At 63.9% G+C, this 23,335-nt stretch carries 22 protein-coding genes and 1 pseudogene; 8 read left to right on the forward strand and 15 right to left on the reverse strand.

The features are described 5' to 3' along the window. Positions 1 to 393: 393 nt before the first annotated feature. Entirely contained in the window at positions 394 to 843 is a 450-nt protein-coding gene (locus tag GS429_RS08540) for a hypothetical protein (protein ID WP_160064565.1), read from the reverse strand. Positions 844 to 1,019: 176 nt separating this feature from the next. Here GS429_RS08540 and GS429_RS08545 point away from each other — a divergent pair. Both GS429_RS08545 and GS429_RS08550 read left to right on the forward strand, forming a co-directional pair. Beyond that, positions 1,020 to 1,175: pseudogene (locus tag GS429_RS08545) on the forward strand (ATP-binding protein); the annotation flags it as partial. Positions 1,176 to 1,238: 63 nt separating this feature from the next. Further along, the gene (locus GS429_RS08550; RefSeq protein ID WP_160064569.1) at positions 1,239 to 2,447 is read left to right on the forward strand and encodes a potassium channel family protein; all 1,209 of its coding nucleotides are present in this window, start codon (positions 1,239 to 1,241) and stop codon (positions 2,445 to 2,447) included. Positions 2,448 to 2,466: 19 nt separating this feature from the next. On the opposite strand, the gene GS429_RS08555 is transcribed toward GS429_RS08550, so the two are convergent. The 3 genes from GS429_RS08555 to GS429_RS08565 form a co-directional block, all read right to left on the reverse strand. Beyond that, positions 2,467 to 2,898: a universal stress protein gene (locus tag GS429_RS08555; protein ID WP_160064571.1), complete on the reverse strand. Its 432-nt coding sequence runs from the start codon at positions 2,896 to 2,898 to the stop codon at positions 2,467 to 2,469. A 196-nt stretch (positions 2,899 to 3,094) separates the two neighbouring features. Then, complete coding sequence (locus GS429_RS08560) at positions 3,095 to 3,676, reverse strand: magnesium transporter (protein ID WP_160064573.1); 582 nt, start codon at positions 3,674 to 3,676, stop codon at positions 3,095 to 3,097. Beyond that, positions 3,676 to 4,245 carry a magnesium transporter gene (locus GS429_RS08565; RefSeq protein WP_160064575.1) on the reverse strand — a complete coding sequence of 190 codons (570 nt, stop codon included), beginning with the start codon at positions 4,243 to 4,245 and terminating at the stop codon, positions 3,676 to 3,678. Before GS429_RS08565 ends, GS429_RS08560 begins: the two co-directional genes overlap by 1 nt. A gap of 390 nt (positions 4,246 to 4,635) precedes the next feature. Between GS429_RS08565 and GS429_RS08570 the strand changes: the two genes are divergently transcribed. Both GS429_RS08570 and GS429_RS08575 read left to right on the forward strand, forming a co-directional pair. Beyond that, positions 4,636 to 4,896 carry a MarR family winged helix-turn-helix transcriptional regulator gene (locus tag GS429_RS08570; RefSeq protein WP_160064577.1) on the forward strand — a complete coding sequence of 87 codons (261 nt, stop codon included), beginning with the start codon at positions 4,636 to 4,638 and terminating at the stop codon, positions 4,894 to 4,896. Between the two features lie 48 nt (positions 4,897 to 4,944). Then, positions 4,945 to 6,378 carry an FAD-dependent oxidoreductase gene (locus GS429_RS08575; RefSeq protein ID WP_160064579.1) on the forward strand — a complete coding sequence of 478 codons (1,434 nt, stop codon included), beginning with the start codon at positions 4,945 to 4,947 and terminating at the stop codon, positions 6,376 to 6,378. 129 nt (positions 6,379 to 6,507) lie between these two features. On the opposite strand, the gene GS429_RS08580 is transcribed toward GS429_RS08575, so the two are convergent. Beyond that, entirely contained in the window at positions 6,508 to 7,575 is a 1,068-nt protein-coding gene (locus tag GS429_RS08580; RefSeq protein WP_160064581.1) for an NAD(P)/FAD-dependent oxidoreductase, read from the reverse strand. Between the two features lie 182 nt (positions 7,576 to 7,757). Here GS429_RS08580 and GS429_RS08585 point away from each other — a divergent pair, with 182 nt between their 5' ends. Continuing rightward, positions 7,758 to 8,132 (forward strand): winged helix-turn-helix transcriptional regulator, encoded by a 375-nt coding sequence (locus GS429_RS08585; RefSeq protein ID WP_160064583.1) that lies wholly within the window; start codon positions 7,758 to 7,760, stop codon positions 8,130 to 8,132. 77 nt (positions 8,133 to 8,209) lie between these two features. Here the strand turns inward: GS429_RS08585 and GS429_RS08590 are convergent, their stop codons facing one another. From GS429_RS08590 to GS429_RS08600, 3 genes are read right to left on the reverse strand one after another with little or no spacing between them, the layout of a single operon-like run. Beyond that, positions 8,210 to 8,914, reverse strand: coding sequence for an energy-coupling factor transporter transmembrane component T family protein (locus GS429_RS08590; RefSeq protein ID WP_160064585.1), 705 nt, complete (start codon positions 8,912 to 8,914; stop codon positions 8,210 to 8,212). A gap of 18 nt (positions 8,915 to 8,932) precedes the next feature. Next, positions 8,933 to 9,640 (reverse strand): energy-coupling factor ABC transporter ATP-binding protein, encoded by a 708-nt coding sequence (locus tag GS429_RS08595; RefSeq protein ID WP_160064587.1) that lies wholly within the window; start codon positions 9,638 to 9,640, stop codon positions 8,933 to 8,935. An 11-nt stretch (positions 9,641 to 9,651) separates the two neighbouring features. Next, positions 9,652 to 10,239 carry a biotin transporter BioY gene (locus tag GS429_RS08600; RefSeq protein ID WP_160064589.1) on the reverse strand — a complete coding sequence of 196 codons (588 nt, stop codon included), beginning with the start codon at positions 10,237 to 10,239 and terminating at the stop codon, positions 9,652 to 9,654. Positions 10,240 to 10,736: 497 nt separating this feature from the next. Between GS429_RS08600 and GS429_RS08605 the strand changes: the two genes are divergently transcribed. Then, entirely contained in the window at positions 10,737 to 15,149 is a 4,413-nt protein-coding gene (locus tag GS429_RS08605; RefSeq protein WP_160064591.1) for a DUF7282 domain-containing protein, read from the forward strand. A 167-nt stretch (positions 15,150 to 15,316) separates the two neighbouring features. Here the strand turns inward: GS429_RS08605 and GS429_RS08610 are convergent, their stop codons facing one another. The 7 genes from GS429_RS08610 to GS429_RS08640 form a co-directional block, all read right to left on the reverse strand. Beyond that, positions 15,317 to 15,607 carry a DUF7545 family protein gene (locus GS429_RS08610; RefSeq protein ID WP_160064593.1) on the reverse strand — a complete coding sequence of 97 codons (291 nt, stop codon included), beginning with the start codon at positions 15,605 to 15,607 and terminating at the stop codon, positions 15,317 to 15,319. Positions 15,608 to 15,756: 149 nt separating this feature from the next. Then, positions 15,757 to 16,218, reverse strand: coding sequence for a DUF5799 family protein (locus GS429_RS08615; RefSeq protein WP_160064595.1), 462 nt, complete (start codon positions 16,216 to 16,218; stop codon positions 15,757 to 15,759). Positions 16,219 to 16,314: 96 nt separating this feature from the next. Then, positions 16,315 to 16,815, reverse strand: coding sequence for a gamma carbonic anhydrase family protein (locus GS429_RS08620; protein ID WP_160064597.1), 501 nt, complete (start codon positions 16,813 to 16,815; stop codon positions 16,315 to 16,317). A gap of 451 nt (positions 16,816 to 17,266) precedes the next feature. Beyond that, positions 17,267 to 17,539, reverse strand: coding sequence for a DUF3006 family protein (locus GS429_RS08625; protein ID WP_160064599.1), 273 nt, complete (start codon positions 17,537 to 17,539; stop codon positions 17,267 to 17,269). Beyond that, positions 17,539 to 18,690 (reverse strand): ComEC/Rec2 family competence protein, encoded by a 1,152-nt coding sequence (locus tag GS429_RS08630; protein WP_160064601.1) that lies wholly within the window; start codon positions 18,688 to 18,690, stop codon positions 17,539 to 17,541. Before GS429_RS08630 ends, GS429_RS08625 begins: the two co-directional genes overlap by 1 nt. Positions 18,691 to 18,857: 167 nt before the next feature. Continuing rightward, positions 18,858 to 19,253 (reverse strand): OsmC family protein, encoded by a 396-nt coding sequence (locus GS429_RS08635; RefSeq protein ID WP_160064603.1) that lies wholly within the window; start codon positions 19,251 to 19,253, stop codon positions 18,858 to 18,860. 319 nt (positions 19,254 to 19,572) lie between these two features. Next, positions 19,573 to 20,301, reverse strand: coding sequence for a metal-dependent hydrolase (locus tag GS429_RS08640; protein WP_160064605.1), 729 nt, complete (start codon positions 20,299 to 20,301; stop codon positions 19,573 to 19,575). A 208-nt stretch (positions 20,302 to 20,509) separates the two neighbouring features. Here GS429_RS08640 and GS429_RS08645 point away from each other — a divergent pair, with 208 nt between their 5' ends. Then, positions 20,510 to 20,773, forward strand: coding sequence for a hypothetical protein (locus GS429_RS08645; RefSeq protein WP_160064607.1), 264 nt, complete (start codon positions 20,510 to 20,512; stop codon positions 20,771 to 20,773). Between the two features lie 170 nt (positions 20,774 to 20,943). Further along, entirely contained in the window at positions 20,944 to 23,160 is a 2,217-nt protein-coding gene (locus GS429_RS08650) for a DHH family phosphoesterase (protein WP_160064609.1), read from the forward strand. Positions 23,161 to 23,335: the final 175 nt, after the last annotated feature.

Below are 23,335 nucleotides of genomic sequence, written 5' to 3' on the forward strand. Positions count from 1 at the left end.
TTTCTGCGACGAACGGATGTGAGGAGCGAAAGAGCAACTGGAGGGATTTGAATCAGGGAGCAGCCTCGCTGCGACCGCGGTTCAAATCCCTCGACCACCTTGTTTGTTGTTCATAACCGCTACCCGTTAGACTCTGTACGCTTGCTATAGTAGCCGCTGCAAGCTAATGCACACCTGAGCGCACGATGGGGTACGGTTCGGAACGAGCGCGGTTTGGAACGAAGTGAATCAGAGTGTAACTAGTTGCAGTTGCTACTGTAGTCAGATATCGGCTCTCGTTTGCGTTCGGAGCGTTCCTCGCTGTCGTACTCCGACGAAAAGTCGGTGCTATCCTTTCGCTAAGTCGCAACGATCCCTTGGATGGCCCTCGAGGTGGGTGACGGCGTTCTCATGTTAGCAACCGTCACCGGATCTGGTGTGCCAGACACTGATACTCTCCCGTCCAAACCCGCTCCCATCGATATTGATCAGGAGTGGCGTACAGTCGTATGGATATTCCTGTTCATCGGCGAATTCCTGCGAGTTGAACGTCTCAGTCTCGAGTCCGTCCACAGTTACCGTAATTTCGTACTCGGCGCGCTCGCCCATCCACTCTTCCTGGATCGTAACCCCACCAGCGATGTTGTCTTCGAGTGGCGCAATCGGATACCGTTTTTCGAGCATGGGCGTCCCGTTTTTCGTAATCGTAAGAGCTACTTCCACAGCAGTTTTCCGCCTATTGTTAATCGCGATCTCCCCGATACCAACGGGTTCCGACTCATCTGATACGCATCCAGCAATCAGTACCGGTCCGAAACCACTCGCTGAAAAACCGATGAAGCCCAGGAATCCCCGCCGTTCCATGTTCCGCGTTTCTAGATTCAGCCACATCTTAATTTCGTTTCATACCTCTTTCCCTCAAGGCGAATTATACGGACAACTTTCCTCAGATGATACCCGATCGGTGACCGAGTGTGTCGAATCATTACAATTTGGACCGCCTTATCAACATCGACGGTAGCTGCTGGAGCGATCGCGGGAGGATCGCCAGTCGCGAGGAGGACGAGGGAATTGGGATCGGGTTGGCACTCTCTCAGCGGATTGTCGAACGCCACGTCGGCGAGATCTGGATCGAAAGCGAACCCGGCAAGGGGGCGACGTTCACGGTGACGCTGCCGGCGATCGATCCAGCGTAACGGCGTCGACTAGCGGTCCGGACGCGGGAAACCCTTTTCTCACGGGAGTGGGTATCTCAGTTCATGAACCAGTTCGAGGGCGAAGCATCATCAGCCCCGATCGAGTACGAACCCGTCAACGTCAAAGACGTACTTGTCGAGATGAAAGACACCGCGGAACTGCTGATCGATCTCTCCTACTCCGCCGTCCTCCTTTCGAGCGAGGAAATCGCCGAAGAAGTCCTCCGGCTCGAGGAACGGATGGACGTCCTCGAGATGCGAGCCCGGATGGGACTGATGATGGCCGTTAGAAGCCCCGAAGACGCCGAACAGCTCGCGCCGGTGCTGGGCATCGTCACCGCCGCCGACGACATCAGCGACGCTGCGGGCGACATCGCGAAGGTCGTCCTCGAGGATATTGGTCTGCCGGAGGCCATGCGTGCGGCGCTGCCCGAGGCCGTCGAAACGCTCGTTCGCGGGGTCGTCAATACGAACTCCGAGTACGCAGGTCAAACGCTCGAGGAGATCGATCTCGAGTCGGAGACGGGCGTACGCGTGATCGCGCTTCGCCGTGGCGACGACTGGCTGCTCAACCCCGGTCCGACGACTCGGATCGAGGCCGACGACGTCGCGCTCTTGCGCGGCCCCGACGTCGTGATCGGTGATGTCTACGAGTCGTTGACCGGAACGGCTTACGAGCCACCGGTCGCAGAATCACCCGACATCGACGACCTCGAGCGGGCGGTGGACACGATCGTTCACATGAAGAACCTCTCGGAGCTGGCGGTCGATCTGGCCTACAGCGCCGTGCTCTTCGACAGCGACGCACTCGCCGAAGAAGTTCGGAACCTCGAGGTGGAAGTCGACGCGCTGGAATCGCGGTTCGAGGCGTGGACGCTGCGGGCGGCCGCGGACGCATCGGATCCGGTCTCCCTTCGCGGGCTGATCCACCTCGGCAGTGCGACGGAGGTCATCAGTGACGCTGCAGTCGACATCAGCGAGGGCGTGCTCCGGAATATCGACGTTCACCCGGTCGTCCAGATGGCCGTCGAGGAGAGCGACGAGATCATCACCCGCGTCGAGGTCGAATCAAATAGCGACCTCGACGGGACGGCGATCACGGCCGGCGTTCCGGACACGGAGTCGACGATGTCGGTGATCGCGATTCGCCGACCCGAGGAGGGATGGGTTCTGGTCGGGGACGCCGACGCCGAGGTTCGGGGCGGAGATATCCTCATCTCGAAGGGGACGCGGACGGCCGCCACCGCTTTCGAAGAACTAGCAGTAGCCTAAGCTTCGTGTCGTCCGCTCGCTACTCGGAACGGATAACGGTCACTGGCACGGCAGATCGCCGAACCACCGTCTCCGCAACGCTCCCGAGCAAGTAGCGGGCAGGCCCCTGTCTGCCGTGGCTTCCGATGACGACGTGACTCACATCGTTGTCGTCGCTGTAGGCGACGATCGTTCGAGCGGGGTTTCCGCCCTCGATTTCGGAACGGACATCGATGCCGGATGGAAGCTCGTTACGGACCGACTCGAGGATGTGTTCGGCCTTTTCCCGTTCGTTCGTGAACTCGTCGTCGCCCGTGTAGCCGGGATACGAACGAGTCCTGCTGTACTCGCTCTTCGGATCGATGACGTACAAGAGCGTGATCTCGGCGTTCGGAAACTGTTCGACGGCGTGAGCCGCTGCACTCCGGGCGGGGTCGGAGCCATCGACGGGAACGAGAACCTGCTGTGTCATAGTCTCCTATTGTTCGTACAACGACAAAAATGATCCGTGCGAATCACATCGAAGACGTCACGAGATCGGTCGGTCTCGAGTCGTGGTTCAGACAGTCTACCGTACGCCAGTACCGGTGCAACTACGGTGGCCGTGGTTGGGGCCATACATCGGTACGGCAGTCCGTATCGGTCGTATCCCGCCAACTCGGCCGGTATTAGAAGCCGAGGACGAGCGCCGAGACGCCGATGAAGATGACCATCCCGCAGACGTCGACGACGTTGGTGACGATCGGAATCGTCGTGTCGTCGGGGTCGATCCCCAGTCGGTAGGAGGCGTAGGTGGCGGCGAAACTGAACACGATGGCGATAACCGCGACCGACATGCCGCTGACCAGCGAGATGACCAGCAGCGTCGAGAGCGGGAGCGCAAACCCGAAGAGCACGCCCAGCGCGTACGCGCCGAGCGCCAGGGCGGTGAAGATCGTCGCCGCCAGCGCCAGAATCGCGGCGACGTTCCCCCAGAGCACTCGATCCCGCGGATCGAGTTCCGTCGTTCCGAGGTGAAACCGGGTCGAAAGCCGCGAACTCAGGATCGCGCCGAGATTGCCGCCCATGTCGACCATCGTCGGCACCATCACCGCCAGCAGTCCGTACTCGTTGAGCATCTCCTCGGCGTCTTCGAGGGTGATGCCGGCGGCGAGGACGATGATCGAGAGGACGATCAGCAGGGGGAACATGTTGGTGACGATGGTCTTCGTGTCCCACGATCCGAGCGAGCCACCGCTGGGGGCGACCATCAGACGATCACCTCGACGAGGCCGATCGCGAACAGTAAGAAGAGCATGCCGAAAATATCACCGAGCGTCGTTACGATGGGGCCGACGAGGTTGTCGGGATCGTAGCCGTACTTGTAGCCGGTGAAGATCAGCGCCAACAAACCCAGAATCAAGACGACCGAGGTTAACACGCCGGCGATCAGCATGATCCCGACGAGTTCGTAGACGGCGGCGACTTCCCAGCCGATCACCAGCAACGCGATCCAGGTAATCACGCCGATAACGATCGAGATCCCGATGCCGTTGATAAAGGAGGCCACCACCGCGTTGATCAGTCGCTCGTTCCGCTCGAATCGCGGCGGAATCAGCCCCTGGTGGAGTCCGCTCGAGATGCGTCCGCCCAGCGCGCCGTAGACGTTGCCCCGCGTCGCCAGAAAGACGGGTACCATTACCAGAAGCCCGGGGAATCGCTCGACGCTTTCCAGGATCCCCTCGAGGACGAGCCCGGCAAAGAGCCCGCCGCCGAGTGCGATCAGCAGGATAGGGAGCGCTTCGCGATAAATCGACCAGAAGACGTCCCGTGTGGTCATATATCAGTTAGTGGGTCAATTACCTGTTAAACTTACCGAGAACTGTTCCACCGATCGTGGGTGCGCTGTTGGTGTGGCCGTCGAGCAGATCGGTATCTCTCCGCCGCTCGCTCCGTGCACGACCGATCACGGTCTCGGTGTGGTATGATCGTGCCGAACGGCGACACACTTCCGTACTCGTTTCGTCCTCGAGACGGAGATTCCGGGCTGGCTCGGACGAGCAGTCTGGTAATCCGGCTCGACTGAGATTCGCTTGGAGGCATCGGCGTTTCTGCCTCCAGTGAACGGAGAACGCGGAGACACGAGTCGCCGTCGAATCACCGTCGTTCACCGGTACACGGTGCACATGCGCGCAACGATTTACAACGAACCGAATCGAAGCAACGTTCGATGGCACCACCGACAGAGACATTATCCGACTCGCCGCCGAGTGCCAAACTCGTGTACAAAGTGCTCGACTACAACGGGTCGCTCACCCAACAGGAACTCGCCGAAGAGACGATGTTACCGAAACGCACCGTCCGATTCGCCCTCACTCGGTTGGAAACGGCGGAGTTAGTCGAAGGACAGGTGTCGTTCAGGGATGCCCGTCAATCGGTGTACTCGCTTACCGAAGCCGGCGAGCAAGTTCGGGAGTCGGTATCATCGTGATGGTAATTGTGATGGCGATCAAAATCGCGTCCGTGAGGATCTAAGCCGATGACCGACACGTTCGTCGTCGTCGGTGGCGATGCAGCGGGAATGTCGGCCGCGAGCAAGGCCAAACGCGACGACCCCGACCTCGAGGTCGTCGTCTTCGAGAAGGGAGAGTGGGTGTCCTACGGTGCCTGCGGGCTCCCCTACTACGTAAAAGGGGAAATTCAGTCCCTCGAAACGCTCGTTTCGGTGACGCCCGAGGAGTTTCGGGACGAACGCGACATCGATCTGCGGACGGGCCACGACGTGGTCGCGATCGATCCGGACGAGCAGACGGTTACCGCCGAGTCGAAGTCGGAGTCCGATTCCGATTCCGGCACGGTCGTCCAGCCGTACGACCACCTGCTGTTGGCGGTCGGAGCCGAGGCGGTGGTGCCGCCGATCGACGGCACCGACCGCGAGGGTGTCTACACGCTCGGCTCGATGAGCGACGGGAAGGAGCTCCGCGAGTACGTCGCTCGAACGCGCAGCGGCGAGTCGCTCCAGCAGCCGGATCGCGGGCCGGCCTGTCGGTACCTCGAGGACTGTACCGGCCCCGTCGGGATTGTCGGCGGCGGCTACATCGGTATCGAGATGGCCGAAGCGCTGGCGGCGAACGGGTTCGAGGTGACGCTGTTCCAGCGCGGCGACCGCGTACTAAAGGGGTTCAGCGAGGCGACGAGCGAGGCGGTCGCCGACCACCTCCGCGAGGAGGACGTGACGCTGCGACTCGGGGCCGAGGTCTGGGAACTGACCGGCGAGGAGTCCGTCGAGGCCGTCGTCACCGACGACGATCGGATCACGGTCGAGATGGTGTTGCTCGGAACCGGCGTTCGACCGCGAACGGGGCTGGCCGAGGACGCCGGAATCGAACTGGGTCCGACGGGAGCGGTCGCGACCGACGCCTATCGCGAGACGAATCTGCCCGACGTCTACGCTGCGGGTGACTGCGCGGAGGCGGTCCACACCGTTACGGGTGAGCCGGCGTACGTCCCGTTGGCCCTGACCGCCAACCGCCACGGCCGCGCGGTCGGACAGACCGTTGCCGGAACGCCGACCGAGGGCGGCGATATCGCCGGGACGGCGGCCGTCAAGGCGTTCGATCTCGAGGCGGCTCGAACCGGGATCATCGATCACGAGGAGGCGCGGGCGGCCGGGTACGAGCCCGTTTCCGAGACGATCGACGCCAACTCGCGGGCGGGCTACTATCCCGGCGGCGGCACCGTCACCGTCACGCTGACCGCCGATCGCGACTCCGGGCGCGTCCTCGGTGCGAGCCTCGTCAGCGAGTACGGTGAGGGCGCCGTCCACCGCAGCCACGCGATCGTCGGCGCCCTCGAGGAGGAGACGACGGTCTTCGAACTCGAGAACTACGACCTCGCGTACGCGCCACCCTTTAACACGACGTGGGATCCCGTGCTCGTGGCCGCGAAGGTACTCGGCGGAACGTTGCGGTAATCGGCCGAGCGAGCGCCGGATTGACGGCGTCGCGGGCTCGTTACGTCGTCTCCTTTCGAGTCTGCCCCTTCCTCTCGCGTTTACCGGCCAGTTCGACACGAGGGTTCCCGTCGTCCTCGAGCGCTCCGCTCAGTCGCCGCGGGCCGACGCGTGAGCGTTCGCCCGCCGGCGTAGTTCGTCCCCAATAGCGGGGACGTCCCGTGGCTCGACCGCTCCCTCGGCCTCGAGTTCGGCGAGCGACTTCGGGAACTCGCGGAGTTCCGTGTGGATTGCGATGCCCGCCTTCGCGCCCTGTCCCATTGCGACGGGAATCTGGTTGTGGCCGGGGGTCAGATCGCCGACGGCGAACAGGCCGTCGACGGACGTCCGACCGTGATCGTCGACGGTGACCGTCCCGTCGTCCTCGAGCGTCGCGCCGAGGGACGTCGCCAACTCGTTGTTGTACTCGGCGCCGTACATCGCGAAGCCGCCGGTGTACTTCCGGACGGTTCCGTCGCCGGACTCCGTGTCAGCGGCACGTGGTCCCGCGCTGTCCTCGAACTCGAGGGCCTCGAGCCAGCCGTCTTCGCCGTTGTGAACGCCGATAATGTCCTCGCGGACGATATCGACGGGATGGTGCTCGAGCAACCTCCCGGTTTCGTCGCTCCACTCCGGCTCGTTACCGCGGAGCAGGAGGTCGACGTCGTCGGTGAAGTTGAGCATGATCATGGCGACGGAGGCGGCGCTGTCGCCGTGGCCCATCACGTACACCGGTTCGTCGACGAACATGTAGGCGTCACAGTGGAGGCAGTAGTGCAGTCCGCGACCGGTTCGAGGTAGCGGCGGCTCCGGTCTCCCGTCCGAAAATCCGGTCGCGAGCACGACGCGGTCGGCGACGGCGGCTCCGTCGGTCGTCTCGAGGGCGAACGAGTCGCCCGCTCGATCGATGTCGGTCACGAATTCTCGGCGGTAGTCCGCGCCGTACGATCGAAGCTGTTCGACGGCCGTCTCGAGGAGTTCGTTCCCGGAGACGGACTCGGGGACGCCGATGACGTTGTGGGTGTCCTGCATCATCGCGGCGCGGCCGCCGCCGCGGTCGAAGACCGCCGTCTTGTGTCCGAGTCGCGTCGCGTAGAGGGCCGCCGTCAAGCCGGCCGGGCCCCCGCCGACGACGGCGACTTCGTACCGATCCTCGTCCGAAGTGGCTGTGGATGACATTATGTGTTGGTTACCTTCTGTAACCTACTTACCACCAGTTAGTGATAAGCGTCAGCCAACCCGTGAGTTACCGGGTTACCGACCAGTAACGGGGCGGCGGTGAGACTCCGACCGTGGGATAGCAACCGGTGAAATCGGGTCGCAGGGGTACCGATATGCCGGTCCGGTACGAACGAACGGCTATGAGTGACACGTCACAGCAACTGGAAGTGTGGTGTACGGGGGAAGACTGGTGTCCGATCACGTCTACTGCGACGCTGATCGGCAAGAAGTGGCACACCGTGGTCCTCCACCGACTGCTTGCCAAGGGCCCGCTCGGATTCAACGCGCTCCAGGATGAGATCGGCGGCATCTCGAGCAAAGTTCTCTCTGACGTCTTAGCGGACCTGGAGGAGAAACAGCTGGTGAACCGGGAGATCGTCAACGAGAAGCCGGTTCGCGTCGAGTACTCGCTGACCGAACTCGGGGAATCCCTCGAGCCGGTGATTCAGGCGATGGCCGACTGGGGGAAAACCCATCTGACGGCCGCGGGGGACGAGGACAGTTCGATCGCGTAGAGTGTCGGTAGCGTCGAGAGCTGTCGGACCCGTACCGATACCGATGGCTCGGACCGAGCAGCGGGCCAGAAGACGACTCAGACGAACGCCGTGAGCGCGAGCACGACGGCCGCCACGAGAACCGGGTAATCGGTCCGCGAGAACGCCAGCGCGGGCAGCGTCGGGTTCCAGGCGAAACACCGCGCCTGCATGGCGAGCGCGAGTCGGTCGGCGCGATCGAACGCGCGCGTGAGACCGAGCAGCCCGAGCGTGCTGGCGCGGTCGAGGACGCCGCGCTCGTCCCCGAGGCGGGCGGCCATCGCGTCGCGAATCGTTCGGAGGTCCGCCTGCAACACGGGCAGGAACCGGAAGATAAGCGCGACGCCGATCCCGAGTAACTGTCCGGGTTTGCCGGGGATGGTGCGTTGAATCGCGGCTCGAGACGCGCGAACCGGCGTCGAGCGGACGTACGCCGCGCTGACGAGCAAGATGAGCAGAACCCGGTAGCTCGCGCGGCCCGACGCGCCGGCGTCCGCGAGATCGAACCACGGCGAGCCGAGCGTGAGTCCGGCGAGCAGCGGCGCGAGCGCGAGAAAGACCAGTGCGAACCGATAGGCGTAGAGCGTCTCGAGGGGCGGGACTCGGGCGATCAGCAGGACGAACGCGGTCACGACGGAGAGTGCGAGCAGCGCCCGGACGCTGGTGTGTGCCAGTGCCGTCGCGGCGAACCCGAGCTGGACCGCGAGCTTCGAGCGGGGGTCGAGCCGGTGGGCGAGTGTGTCGTCGGGGTTGTAAGTGAGCATTGCGTTCGAGGTCGGTCGTCAGCATTCGGTCGGCACGCGAACCTCGAGCCCTGTGAGTTGCTCGAGTGCGCGTTCGGGTGGCTCGTCGACGACGACGCGGCCGTCCTGCATGGCGACGACGCGATCGGCGAGTCCGAGAACGTCCCGCAGGTCGTGTGTCGCGAGCAGAACGCCGGTCCCGTCTGCCGCGAGGGACTCGAGTCGCGAGAGGACGGACCGTCGCGCGGGATCGTCGAGCCCGGTAAAGGGTTCGTCGAGGACGACGTGGGCGGGTTCCATCGCGAGTGCGCCCGCGATGGCCACGCGAGACTGTTCGCCGCCCGAAAGCGTCTCGATACGCTCGGTTTCGCGACCGGCCATGTTGACCGCCTCGAGAGCGGCGTCGACCCGGCGATCGATGTCCGCTCGCTCGAGGCCGAGGTTCTCGGGGCCGAAAGCGACGTCGGCACCGATCGTCGCGGCGACGAACTGGTCGCGAGGGTGTTGAAAGACCATGCCGACGGTGGAGCGGGCGGCGAGCAGGTTTTCCGCGACGGGCGTGTCGTCGACCAGCACTTCGCCGGAATCGGCCGTCAGGAGGCCGTTGCAGTGGCGCAACAGCGTCGTCTTGCCGCTCCCGTTAGCGCCGGCGAGGACGACGAACGCGCCGTCGTCGATGGTGAGCGAGACGTCCCTGAGGACGGGGACCTCATCGAAGGCGTAGGAGACCGACTGGAATTCGATCATGAGGGTGGTGATTACGACTGCACCGGCTCGATCCGGCCGCTCCGGACGATGACGATCGCCGCGACCATCTTCAGTATCTCGCCGGGAATAAACGGCAGGGCGAAGCCGGCGATCGCCTCCCAGGCCGCGAGTTCGAGCAGCCAGGCGGCGTAGGCCGTCCCCATCCCGTAGATGATGATCGTCCCCGCGACGAGGGCGCCGACGACGATCGGAAGGGCGACGGCGGCGGGATCGCGCAGGTCGGTGCCGCGATGGACCACGAGTCCGATCACCGCAGCGGCGATCGGGTACGACCAGAGGTAGCCGCCCGTCGCGCCGAATAGCGGTCCAATCCCGGCCTCAAAGCCGGAGAAGACGGGAATTCCGACCGCGCCGGCGGTCAGATAGAGCAGAAGCGAGATGGGACCCCAGACCGGACCCAGAACGAGTCCGGCGAGGAAGACGAACAGTACCTGCAGCGTGATCGGTGCCGGCGAAAACGGGTTCGGGATCGTAACGAACACCGACGCGCCGATCAGTGCGGCGAGCATCGCCGCCCGAGCGAACTGCCGGACGACGTCCCCATCGACGAGATCCACCGAATTGCGTTCCGTTGCCATAGAACCGTCACTCTCGTAAACCCTGTTCAACACTTCGGTTTCCGAGAAATCGGACAGCACGCCGTCATATCGAACTGCGTGGGACGAGTGCCAACGGAGCAGGAACACGCCGAAATAAATCGATACCTGTCATTTTCCGGGTGATCGAGTCGGCGACCCGTTCGAAACACCGGGGCAGTGATAGCGATGGCTTCACGCGTCGAAATTCGCAACGCCGCTGGTCTCGGGAGGCGTAATGATGGATTGTGTCCGATCGCTAACTGAAACGGACGGGGGGCTTATGCGACCGTCCGGACCCGTGGTTGAGAACCGATGCGATCTACGAACACGAGGTTCGGAACGGAACGGGATGGAGTGGGCGGCTACCGACGGGTGACTCGGGAGCCGCGGTCGGACTGCGAGGGGAACGGCGGTGGGAACAACAGGTGGGCGGTGATTGAGGCGGATACCGGTCGACGGTCGGTCTCGAGCGCGTCTATCCGCGGCGGAGTCGAACCATGAACTGGGGACGGGGTGCAGTCGCGACGGTTGCCGTCGCGTTCGTGATGGTCACGAGCGTGATGGCGCTGCCGCTGCTGGGGGGCAGTATCGTCCCGTCCGACGGCAGTGAGGAGCCGGACGAGAGTCTCGAGGACGAGACGGTGGCCGCCGCAGAGTCGTCGGATCTTGGTTCTGCGGACGGGTCGGAGAGTGAAACCGATGTTAGCGACACAGGTGCAGATGTAGACGGAGGTGAGGGACTCGAGTTGATTTCGATGGGGCCGACGACGGAGACGGAAACGGATGTTGAGACTGACACGAATACGAACACGGACGCGGACGCTGAGGCGGATGTCGATGTCCAGGCGTCGCTCTCAGCCCAACAGCAAGACGCCGTCGAGGCCGGAGTCGACGAAGGGATCGAACTGGCCCAATCTCAGGGCGTCGAAGTGACACAAGAACAGCGAGCGGCGGCCATCGAGGGCGCGAGCGAGTCGGTCGTCCAGCACCAGGAGGCCGAGGTCGAGCAGATCCAGGAAGCGACGAAAGGTGCGGTCCACGGCTCGCTGATGCAGGAACAGGAAGTCGAGATCGAGCAGGTGCAGTACGCCGTCAGCGGAGCGACCGGCGGCGCGCTCTCCCAGTATCAGACGGTCTCCGCGAGCCAGATGCAGAGCGCGACGTGGGGCGCGACCCACGGCGCCGTCGCCCAGGAACAACGCGCGACCGTCGAGCAGATCCAGGTCGCGACCCGCGGGGCCGCCGCCGGCGCCGCGAGCGAGGCCGGTGACAAGGACGTCACCCGAGCGCCGAAGATCCAGGAGGCCGCACAGGGCGCGGCCTACGGCGTCCTCGAACAGTACCAGAAGATCACGGTCGAACAGCGCCAACAGATCACTTTAGAGCACGTTCAGCACTCCGCGGCCGGCGCGTCCGCCGGTGCGCTCGAGGGGAGCACCGAGGCCGTCCTCGAGCAGGAACAGCGCGTCGAGGTCGAACAGCACCAGCGGGTGACCGTCAAGCAGATTCAGAAGGCGGCGACGGGCGCGGCAAAGGGCGCGCTCGTCCAGAAACAGGCCGTGACGGTCGAACAGACCCAGTCCGCAGCACGCGGCGCGGGTAAGGGCTCGTTGAAGCAGGTCCAGACGGTCAGCGTCGAGCAGGTCCAACGGATCACGATCACACAGATTCAGGAGGCCTCCTTCGGTGCGGCCAAGGGCTCGATCTACCAGAGTCAGGAGGCCACGGTCGAGCAGATTCAGGCTGCGGCTGACGGGGCCGCGGGCGGCGTGCTCGTCCAGCAACAGGAGGTTTCGATCACGCAGATCCAACACGCCGCAGTCGGCGCGTCGCAGGGGTCGATCCAGTCGGCGGTCCAGCGGCAGGTCGTCGAGGTCGAACAGATTCAGGCCGCCGCGTTCGGTGCCGGCGAAGGCGCGGTGATCCAGAAGCAGGTCGTCGACGTCACGCAGGTTCAGAAGCTCGCGACCGGTGGCGCGAGCGGCGCACTGATCCAGTACCAGGAGGCGACCGTCGAGCAGATCCAGTTCGCGGCCCGCGGGGCCTGTCAGGAGACGGCCCGAGCCGTGCAGTACCAGCGGATCAGCGTGACGCAGTTGCAGGTGCTCACTCAGAACGCCGCGTCCGACGCCACCGCCTACGCGATTCAGGAAGGACTCGACGACATCGACGACGAGGCCGAACTCAGCCAGTTCCTCGAGGTCGAGGTCAGCCAGCAACTCGAGGAGATCGAGGAACTCGAGGGCGAGGCGGCGATCGCGTTCGCCGATCAGGACAGCGAGGGTGAGAGCGTCGTCGTCGACAGCGTCGATCTCTCGGAGGGTGGCTTCGTGGCGATCTACGACGGCGATACGGCCGCCGCCGATCCGGCCGGCGTGATCGGCGTCTCGAACTACCTCGAGGCGGGTGCACACGACGACGTCGAGATCGACCTCGAGGAACCGATCGAGGACGAGCAGCCGCTTGTCGCCGTCGCCCACCACGATACGACCGGTGACGAGACGTTCCAGTACGCGGAGACCGACGGCGAAGCCGACGATCCTTACACGACGCTCGGCGGCTCGCCGATCGTCGACTCGGCGATCGTGACGGTCGACGACCCCGACGACCCCGAGCCCGAAGCGACGCTCGACGTGACCGATCAGGAGGGTGACGGCGGAACGGTAACCGTCGACGAGGCGAGCGCCTCGGTCGACTATGCGCTCACCGTAACCGACGAGGACGATGAGCAACTCGCGGAAAGCGAGGCGTTCGAGGCGAACGAAACGACGTCGGGCGTGGAACTCGATCTCGAGCCGCCGCTCGAGGAGAACGCGACGCTCGAGGTAGCCGTCGTGTCGCTTGCCGAGCAGGAAGAAGCGACGGAAGACGCACTCGAGACCGAGTCGATCGAGTACACGGTCGAGGACGACGCGCTCGACGACCCGGACGAGGAGGAGGCGACGCTCAACGTGAGCGACCAGACGGGCGACGGTGAAACGCTGACCGTCGACGAAGCGAACGCCTCGGTCGACTACGCGCTCACCGTAACTGACGAGGACGACGAACAGCTCGCGGAAAGCGAGACGTTCGAGGCGAACGAAAGCGCGGACCTCGAGACGCTCGACCTCGAGCCGCCGCTCGAGGAGAACGCGACGCTCGAGGTGGCCGTCGTGGCGGCTGAAGATGGTGCCGCGGCTGACGGCGACACGGACGCGATCGACGCTGCAGCCGGTACTAGCGCTGCCGACGCTGACGCCGACGCCGACAACGCCGATGTTGACGGCGTCCTCGAGAGCGAGACCATCGAGTACACGGTCGACGGCGATCCCGAGACGTTCGACGTCGAGTTCGTCGACTGCCAGCAGGCGGAGGTAACGGGCTCGTTCGAGGACGGCGACATGATCATCGTGGCGACCACGTTCTACGAGTCGGCCGGCATCGGGAACACGATGGGCGAGTATGCGGTCACGGTCGGCGACGACGTCGACGCGCCGTTCGAGGGCACGATCACGTACGAGGTCGGCGACGAGTTCACCGTCGACGAGACGGATGACGAGGCGACCGTGACGGTTCCCGAGGGAGACTTCGGAGCCGCGATCACCGGCGTTGCCTCACCCGACGCGACGCCGGGTGAAATCGACCATCCGAACCCCGACGGGAGCGAGTGCGTCGAGGAGATCCGCCCCGAACTCCCCGAGATATCCGTTGAGGAGACGGAACCGACCGATACCGACGCCATCGAGGTCACGTTCGGCTACGAGAATCCGAACGACGCCGCGCTGTTCGTCGACAGCGACTTCGTCGAGGGAACGACCGACGACGAACCGGTCGACGAATTCGAGCCCGGAACGGAGTCGTTCACCGTCGAGTGGACGCCGGAGACCGACGACGAACGACTCGTCTGGGAAGTCGGCCTGAGCCACTACGATTACGAGGAGGTGCTCACCGCCGAGACGGCCACCGCCGGCGAGATCGATCCGACCGATCCCGCCGAGTTCGGCGTTTCGATCACGGGTACGAACGACCCGGTCGAACAGGGCGAACTGCTCGAGGTCGACGCCGATATCGAGAACGTCGGCGGCCAGGAGGGAACGCAGGACATCGAGCTGTCGATCGACGGCGTGTCCGTCGACGAAGCGCCGATTTCACTCGAAGCAGGGTCCACCGAGGCCGTGACGTTGACGGCCGAGACCGACAATCTCGAACCCGGCGAACACCCTGTCGAAGTCTCGAGTGAGAACGAAACCGCCGAGACGACGGTGACGATCGAGGAGCCCGGCGAGCCCGAGTTCGGCGTTTCGATCACGGGTACGAACGACCCGGTCGAACAGGGCGAGCCGCTCGAGGTCGACGCCGATATCGAAAACGTCGGCGATCAGGAGGGTACGCAGGATATCGAGCTGTCGATCGGCGGCGCGTCCGTCGACGACGTTCCGGTCTCGCTCGCTCCCGGAGCCACTGAGGTCGTGTCGCTAACCGCCGATACCGACGATCTCGAGCCCGGTGTGTACACTGCTGCAGTCTCGAGCGAGAACGAAACCGCCGAGACGACGGTGACGATCGAAGCGGACGAGCCGGATGTGACGGAGACGCCGGAGGAGGAAGAGGAAGAAGCGGATCCGTTCGATGAACCGGCGGAGGAAGAGGAAGAAGCGGATCCGTTCGATGAACCGGACGAGGAGCCGCCAGCTGAGGAGTCACCGGAAGACGAACCGGAAACCGAGGAGGGACCGACAACTGAAGACGAGTCTCCAGCGGAGGAGCCACCGGCTGAGGAAGAACCGCCGACCGAAGAGGAACAGGAACCAGCTGAGCCGGCTGAGGAACCCGCGGACGATGGTGATGACCCGGCGGAGACGCAATCACCAGACGAACCCGACGGTCCGGGTTCGGATGCGGAGCCGGATTCGGAACCAGTTACCGAGTAGCCGGTTCAGCGACGGCCGATCGCCATCGTCCGACCCCGTCACTCAGCACGTAGCCCCCGTCGAAAAGGTGCAGTTTGCCAATTCAGATTACCGGTCGGTAGAGCAGCCCGAACCGCGAGCAGCGCTCAGTGCTCAGTGCTCAGTTCTCAGTGGAAAGTGCTCAGTTCTCAGTGCTGGTGACCAGTTGCTTCACCGTAGGTCACGCCGAACCGTTCCTCGAACAGGTCCATGATCCGGGCTTCCTGCGCCTCGAGGTCCTCGTCTGCGCCCTCGCCGTGGTGGACGATGTGGTGGGCGCGGCTGGCGAACGAGAGCAGGGTAACGTCACCGACCGTTTCGGCGTCGGTCTGGTCGCCTTCGGCGACGAGATCGACCAGTCCGCTCGGGATCGTTACTTCGTCGGTCGTGCCGTCGTCAGCGTCGATTTCGAAGGTCGTCGTGTCGACTTCGTCGGTCATACGTCTACGGAGGTGAACCGTACCTAAAGGTGCTGTGACTTGCGACCGGCTCGAAACGGATCGTCCTCGAGTGCAGCGGGGACGCTGCAGCGCCGAACACGTCGCGCCGCCGAATCTCGGTCCGGAGTCGGAGTGGGTATGGGAGTGGGCTACTCGTCCGCTGCGGCCTCTCGAACGGACTCCCAGCGTCCGTTCGACTCGAGGTGGGACTGCAGTTCGTCGGCGTACTCCTGTGCGAGCCGTTCGGCGGCTTCCTGTTGCTCGGCGTGGGAGTCGCCGGAACCACTGCCGAGTCCGAGTGCGCCCTTGATCGAGCCGAGGAAGCCACCGCCCGAGGAGCCGGTCTGCTGTCCGCCGCCCTGGCCGCCCATGGCACCCATCCCCGTCTGAATGTTGTCGAGTTCGGGGATGATCTGTTCGACTTTGTCGGTATTCGCGACGATCCGCGCACGGTCGGGATCGTCGGGATGTTCGATCTCGAACTCCGTCGCGGTCATGATCAGACTCCACTGCTGGCTGGAAAACTCCGAGTTCGCGATCCGTGAGGAGAACTCCTGATCGACGGTCATTCGTGCGCCGACGATCCGGTCCGTCCACGGGTTGTCGCTCATGGCTTCCGATTAGGGTGGTGGTAGTATCAGGGTTTCCATCGTCTACTGGCGGAGCAGGCCGAGAGGGATCACGCTGTGCATCCCGCCGCGGCGACGTCAGTCGAGTCGATCGGACGTCTCGTCGTACCGCGTCGCGAGTTCCGCGTACCGATCAGCCGTCGCCTCGAGTTGCGGATCGTCGATTTCGGTTTTCGGTTCGGCAGGGGTCCCGGCAACGAGCGTCGAAGGGGGGACCTCGGTTCCCCCGGTGACGACGCTCCCGGCCGCGACGACGGCTCCTTCACCGACGTGGGCACCGTCGAGGACGACTGCGTTCATTCCGACCAACGCGCGCTCGGCGACGGTCGCGCCGTGGACGATCGCGCTGTGGCCGACCGTCGAGTACGGGCCGAGTTCGGCGTCCTCGTGGAGGACGGCGTTGTCCTGAACGTTCGCGCCTTCGCTCACGACGATCCGGCCGTGATCGCCTCGGAGCGTCGTGTTCGGCCAGACGCTCGCGTCCGCCCCGATGACGACGTTCCCGATCACGACGGCCGCCTCGTCGACGTACGCCGAGTCTGCAATCTCCGGTTCCGCCCCGTCGAACGAACGTATCATAGCTACTGGTGGCCCGAGGATTGCCTTGAACGTGGCCATCGGATCGGCAGGGGGTGGTCAGAATTGTACTCGTAACAAGTAAAATCCTTCATACACCGATCACACAGTCATCGTGCGGTTGGGTGTGCTCTGACTTTCAGTGGCTGCTATAACGGCTCCGAGACGGTGCCAATGTTCGTTTATCTACACTTTCACACTCATACCAATATGTTTTGGCGCTACTGCTTTTGCGTGATTCGTCACAAGCTATACGTAGCGGCGGCCGCCCGTTCGCGACGACGGGAGCTCGCCGCTGTGTCATCCCACGCACCCCGAACCACCAGTTGGGGGCCATCCCCCTTCCTTCGTTCTCTCTGTCGCTCGGGCGACTCGTACGGTGTACTGTAGTCATTTACCGCCGATCACCGACAACCGTCTGGCGATCGGCGGTAACTAGTTACAGTAATCCGTATCACTCGTCGGAGAGTCGCTCGGAGAGTCGATCGAACCGTTCCTGCGCCGTTTCTCGTCGCTCCTGCTCTACCGACGGTCGGTAGGTCAGTTCGCGTACCGTGTCCGCTTCGAGTTCGGCGTCGAAAACGGCCCCCTCGTGCTGGCCGTCTTCGGGGAGGCGTTCGACCTCGAGGATCCGTTCGTCGACTACGGTTTCGTCGGCCTCGAGCAAGAGTACGGCCGTTTCGCCGTCGACGATTCGGTCGAGGACTGCGGTGTAGGTTTCGGTCATTATCCCGTCATTGGTTCGGTTGGATCATCAACTGCTGGTCCCGGTTCCGGTCCCGAGTTCGCTTCCAGTTCCGGTGTCGATACTCCCGTCTGCCCTATCTGTCCCACTTCTCCCATCTCTCCTCGCGAGCGGTCCAGCGCCGAGGACGACCGGTCCGGCCCTGATGACAGCGCCAGCGACTCCGCCGTCGACTGCGCCTCGTGTTTCCGCTCGAGCAGGGCCGCCGGATCGGTCGTGGCCTCGTGTTCCGTCGTCACCGAAACGTCGGTCCCATCGGTCGTGAGGACGATATCCCCGTGGACGGCGGTCCAGTACGTTTCGACGCCACGTTCGGCGAATGACTCGAGCACCTCGTCGTGTGGATGGCCGTACTGGGACTCGAGCGCGCTCGAGATGACGGCGATATCGGGCTCGACGGCATCGAGGAACGGCGGCGTCGACGAAGTCGAAGAGCCGTGGTGACCGGCCTGATACGCGTCGGCCCCGAGGGTCTCGCCGTGTTCCTCGACGAGTCGTTCCTCGGCCTGTTGTTCGGCGTCGCCGGTCGTCAGATAGCTGAACTCGCCGAACTCGACGGCGAGTGTAACACTGTTGTAGTGCAGGTCGACGCTCGAGTCGTCGTCCGGCGGATTCAATACGGTCGCCTCGACGGTCTCGTCTTCGAGGGGGAGCGTATCGCCGTCAACCACTTGGAAGAGTCTCACCTCGTGTTCCTCGACGGCGTCGAGATAGTTCTCGTAGGTCTGGCTCGTATGGGTCACGCCGGAGTCGTAGGCCGCCCCGACACCCGCTCCGTTTTCTTCGAAGTGCTCGATAACGGCTGCGTGGCCGCCGATGTGGTCGGCGTGGGCGTGGGTCGCCACGAGGTGATCGATCCGCTCGATGCCTTCGGCCTCGAGGTAGTCGATAACCTCCTGTCCGTCCTGTCGCCAGTCGCCCGTATCGATCAGAATCGTCTCGCCCGTAGGGGTCACCAGCAGCGTCGCGTCGGCTTGCCCGACGTCGATGTGATGGATTTCGAGGTCGCCGTCGACATCGCTGTCGCCGTCGACAGCCTCCTGCTCGTCGTCCAGACCGAGCTCGTCGAGACACCCTCCCATGATGAGTAGTCCGGCTACTGTCACGACCAACAGGCCGCGTCGCCGTCGCATACCCGTCTCGATGTGTCCATCGAATATGTGCGTTGGGACTTTTCAACCACATTGACTTTCAAACTACCCGACGGTCCGCCGATCGCAACGGCTCTCGTCGATGTCACGGATTCGATTATTGGCCGGCGGATCGAATAACTGAATCGACGACGGGCCGGTCGTCGCCGTTAGAACGCGTCGCCCTCGAAACTCGTTTCGGCGTGCAAGTCCGATTTCAGCGCGTCGTGGACCTTACAGAGTTCGAACGCGCGTTCGATGATTTTCTCGCCGGTGTCGTCGTCGACGTCAGCTTCGACGCGAATATCGAACTGGACCGACTCGAGCTTGTCGTCGTCGTTGAGTTCGCCCGTCGTCTCGATTTCGATCTGGCCGAGCTCTCCGGCGTCGCGCTGCTGGCCGCCGACCCGAAGCGCGGGGACGTAACAGGAGGCGTAGGCCGCGAGCAGCGCCTCGAGCGTGTCCGGCGCGTCCTCGCCGTTGGCGTCGATCGCCGTCTCGAAGTCCCGGATCTCGTTCGTGGCGCTGTACCCCTCCTCGGAAACGGTGGTGACTTGCTTCGCCATAGCACTCGAGACGTCCACAGCCTGTGGTGTAAACGTTGTTCTCGCGGTCGATACCGTCCGTGCAATTGAGAGGAAACGGCGGGGACCCAGAAAGTCTCGTACGGACTGCTGCCAGTCAGTGCCGGTGGAACCGCTGCCCTATTGCGGGTACGCCGTAACCGGTATAGCAGACCGTATCAGGTGTCGTCTCTCGAGAAACCGCCCTCGAAAAAATCAGAGTTCTGCCGGTCTGCCTCGAGCCGCTTCCGGAAGCGATGTTTCAGGGACCGAGGCACCAGATTTGTAACCTCAGGCCTCGAGACCCCCTGGATTCGAGACCTTAGGGTTTGATGTCGAACGGCTCGCCGGCCTCGAGCGCCACTACCTCGGCGTCGCTGCCCGTACCCGTTACCTCACTGGCGAACGATTCGGGATCCTGTTCGATCGGCGGGAACGTATCGTAGTGTTGGGGGAACGCGTAGTCGACGTCGAGCCAGTCGACGGCAACGGCGGCCTGCCAGGGGCCCATGGTGAAGTGGTCGCCGATCGGGACGGCGGCGGCGTCGGGCTCGAGGTACGGGCCGACGACATCGCGCATCTCGGTCATGAGGCTGGTGTCGCCGGCGTGGTAGAACGTCGTCGACTCCTCGTCGCTCACTTGGGTCGGCTTCGTGTTTGAGACGACGAAACCGGCGGGCATCCCGCCGCTGGCGTCGTTCTCGGTCATGATGCCGTTCGTGTGGTCGGCTCGGACCATGGTGACGTAGGCGTCGCCACACTCGACGGTGCCGCCGAGGTTCATCCCCATCCCGCCGACGGCGTCCTCGAAGCCGAACTCCGCCTCGCAGTAGGAGACGAGTTCGGGCGTGGCGACCAGCGTCGCGTCCGAGAACGCCCCGGCATCGGCAATGTGATCGGCGTGGCCGTGTGTCAACAACACGTAATCGGGCGCGTCGACGTCCGACGGCTCGAGGTCCGTCTTCGGGTTGTCGAAAAACGGATCGATTAGCAGCTCCGTCTCCCCTACGGTGACGTGCCACGTCGAGTGGCCGTGCCAGGTGACTTGCATAGCATGCCAACCGTTGGGACGAATTCAACTTAAAAGTAAGCGCAGACGGGTTCGAGTGGACCGTAGTGCGTGACCGGCGACCGGTGAACGATGACCAGCCACGCCGATCGACGACCGTTGTGGACGGAATCATCGGCGTGTCGAATCGACGACCGTTGGGATGGGGACAATGCCGTGTCGTTTTCTACCCCCGGTTCGTACGACGGGTATGCTCGCACTGACGCTCGAGGACTTCATGGTAGAGTTAAACGAGGGGTCGATCAAGAACGTCGGGCCGACGAACAAGTCGGCGACCGTCAAGATGTTCGACGTCGAATCCGCCGAGGCGCGGGAGTTCGGCGACAAGCGCGTCAAACTCGTCTTCGAGGACAAGGACGGCAGCGAGGTTCAGGTGTCGCTGTTCCCCGAGGACGTCAAGAAAATCGCGGACGACATCGAGACGCTCGAAGCGGAGTCTCCAGTGTTCGACTAGCGGTCTCGGGGACTCCGTTCGGGCCGACAGGGGACGAAATCGAGGTTCATCGCGGCAGACCACCGTCTCGTCACGCGTTTCACCGACAGATCAGCCCGCTCACAAGTGACGGGTGAGCGACGAGCGCATTTCGACAACCGTTTTAGGGCGAAACCGCTTGGTTCGAGTAGATGGGTAACTGTATCATCTGCGGCACACCCGTTGACGGCGAGATCTGCGAGAGCCACGAGGAAGATGCTGTCTTCGAATTTCGCGGCAGCGCTGCCTCGCAGCTCACCCCAGATCGCTACTATCGGGGTACCGTCGACGGCTACGCCGACTTCGGCGTCTTCATCGACGTCGGAGATCACGTCACCGGCCTGTTGCACAGAAGCGAACTCGATCAACGACTCGAAAGTCTCGACTGGGAGCCCGGCGACGAAGTCTTCGTCCAGGTTCTCGACGTCCGAGACAACGGAAACGTCGACCTCGGCTGGTCGATCCGCCAGCGCGAACGCGAGTTCCGCGGCAAACTGATCGACACGGGCGACGAGGAGCGTCGTCCAGAGGAGTTCGACGACGAGGACGACGGCGGCTCAGAGGCGCCTTCCAGTAGTGATACTGGATCCGAGCCCGAGCCCGAACCCGAAACTGCGGCCAACGTTACTGACGCCGACGCCGAGGCCGACGCGGACGACGTAAGCGCCGGCGAACTGCAGGCAGCCGCCGACGACACCGCTACCGACGACGGCAGCGCCGCGCCGAACGCGAGCGAGACCGTCACCACCGGCAGCGGCTCCGTCGCGACCGAGAGCGCCGCCGCATCGGCGCCGGAAACCGACGACGCGGCCGACGCCACACCGGAAGCCGATGCCGAACCGGCACTGAACCGAACCACGATCGACGCGATCGACAACCAGGTCGGAACCGTCGTCCGCCTCGAGGGCGAAATCACCGGCGTCCGCCAGACCAGCGGTCCGACCGTCTTCGAACTGCGCGACGAGACCGGCACCGTCGAGTGCGCCGCGTTCGAAGAAGCCGGCGTCCGTGCCTATCCCGACGTCGAAATCGACGATACCGTCGCACTCGAGGGAGAAGTCGAACGCCACCACGGCGACCTGCAAGTCGAAACCGAGACCCTCGACATCCTCGAAGGCGAGGAGCGCGAAACCGTCCGCGAGCGCCTCGAAGACGCGATCAAATCCGAGGCTCGGCCTGCTGACGTTTCCCTGCTGGCCGACCACGACGCCGTCACGGCCGTCGAGGACGGACTCGTCGACGCCGCGACCGCGATTCGTCGCGCCGTCATGGAAGCACGCCCGGTCGTCGTCCGCCACGGCGCGACCGCCGATGGCTACGTCGCTGGCGCCGCCATCGAGCGCGCCGTGCTTCCGCTGATCCGCGAGAAACACACCCGCGAGGACGCGGAGTATCACTACTTCGAACGCCGTCCGCTCGACGGTCGCGTCTACGATATGGACGCCGCCACGAACGACGTCACCTCGATGCTCGAAGCCCGCGACCGCCACGGCGAGCAGCTGCCGCTGGTCGTCCTCGTCGATGCCGGCTCGACCGAAGAGTCCGCCGACGGCTACGACCTCCTCTCGCTGTACGAGGCGGAGACGGTCGTTATCGACGACAGCCGGGCGGACGAGGAGATCACCGACGCCGTCTCGTTGGCGGTCGCACCGTCGCTCGCCGGCGCCGACGTTTCCAATCTCACCACGACGGCACTCGCCGCGAACGTCGCCGCCCACGTCAATGACGACGTCCGCGACGATCTCGAACACCTCCCCGCAGTCAGCTATTGGGAGAACACCCCCGAAGCCTACGTCGACCTCGCGAGCGAGGCCGGCTACGACGAGACCGCGATTTCGGAACGTCGCGAAGCCATCGCGCTCGAGGCCTACTACCAGTCCTACAAGGACAAGCGCGAACTCGTGATCGACCTGCTGTTCGGCGATGAGGCGTCGGGAACGCCTCGAGACGGCGACCTCGCCGCCCACGTCTCCGAGCAGTTCCGCGCGAAACTCGAGACCGAACTCAAGACGGCACGCGAGAACCTAGAAACCGAGACGGTCGACGATATCACCGTTGCTGTACTGGACACCGACGCGTTTACCCACCGGTACAACTTCCCGACGACGACCCTGCTGCTGGACGCGCTGCACCGCCGCCAGCGCGACGAGGGGCCGTTCGTGACCCTCGGCGTCGGCGACGACGAACTACACGTCCGCACGACCGAGTCGCTGAACGTCCGCGACCTCGGTGACGCGATCGCCGACGCAGCGCCCAACGCCGGCGTCAGCGTCGTCGGCGGTCAGGACGGCCACGTGGAGTTCCTGCCGGGCGAACGCGACGCCGTTCTCGAGGCCGCACTCGAAGCCCTCGGCGAAACGTTCGCGTAAGGCCGACCGTCGTATCATCCTACTGTCCTCGACTCTCGAGAGGCATTGCTCTCGTTGGCGGACGTTATATATTTTATCCGTCATACATGGGACGAGGGCGACCGACGGCCGGAAATGTCTCCCAGTACCGATAGTAACAATTGGAACTGTTCACACATCAATCACATAGCCGTCG

Source organism: Natronorubrum halalkaliphilum, assembly GCF_009834785.1.
Taxonomy (GTDB): Archaea; Halobacteriota; Halobacteria; order Halobacteriales; family Natrialbaceae; genus Natronorubrum; species Natronorubrum halalkaliphilum.